This window comes from Facklamia sp. P13055 (assembly GCF_050409445.1).
Classification (GTDB): domain Bacteria; phylum Bacillota; class Bacilli; order Lactobacillales; family Aerococcaceae; genus Facklamia.
The window spans coordinates 1-877 of record NZ_JBNUPL010000052.1; the positions used below are offsets into that span (position 1 = coordinate 1).

Here is an 877-nt window from a genome sequence, read left to right on the forward strand (position 1 = left end):
AAATGAAGAGCTTATCAATGCTCTTCATTTTTTATTGTTAAAAAGCAGAAGGAATTAAACTTTTACAATACACTAGCAGATAAAAATGTTTGAAAGTCGAGTTTTTAATGATACAATGTTACAGTGAGAAAATTTATTCATGGAATGGGTAAATGAGGATTATGGGAATTAAAGGAGCATATTAATGGCCAACTTTTTAAAAAATTTAATTGAAAATGATAATGCTGAATTGAGAAGAACCGGAAAATTAGCTGACCAGGTAATCGACTTAGAAGAAGATTACCGCACGATGACTGATGAAGAACTGCGTGCCCAAACTACTATTTTAAAAGATAAATTAGCTAGTGGAAAAAGTTTAGATGATATTCAGGTAGAGGCATTTGCTGTTGTAAGAGAAGCTGCTTATCGAGTATTAGGCTTATTGGCCTATCGTGTCCAAATTCAAGGCGGCTTTGTCATTCATAAGGGTGATATTGCTGAAATGAAAACCGGTGAAGGTAAAACTTTGACAGAGACAATGCCTGTTTATTTAAACGCTTTGTCAGGTAAAGGGGTTCATGTTGTTACTGTTAACGATTATTTAGCAACTCGTGACTCTAAAGAAATGGGAGAAGTTTTCCGCTTTTTAGGCTTAACAGTCGGCTTAAATCTAAACTCAATGAACGCTGCTCAAAAGCGTGAAGCATATGCTTGTGATGTGACTTATTCTACAAATAACGAATTAGGTTTTGACTATTTAAGAGATAATATGGTTGTTTACAAGTCTCAAATGGTTCAAAGACCATTATATTTTGCGGTAGTAGACGAAGTGGACTCTATCTTAATTGATGAGGCTCGTACACCGTTGATTATTTCTGGTCAAGGTGAGAAATCGACA

Annotated in this window: 1 pseudogene; it reads left to right on the forward strand. The window is 34.9% G+C overall.

The annotated features are described in order from the left end of the window. Window positions 1-184: 184 nt before the first annotated feature. A pseudogene (locus ACQV2O_RS08595) lies at window positions 185-877 on the forward strand (preprotein translocase subunit SecA); the annotation flags it as partial.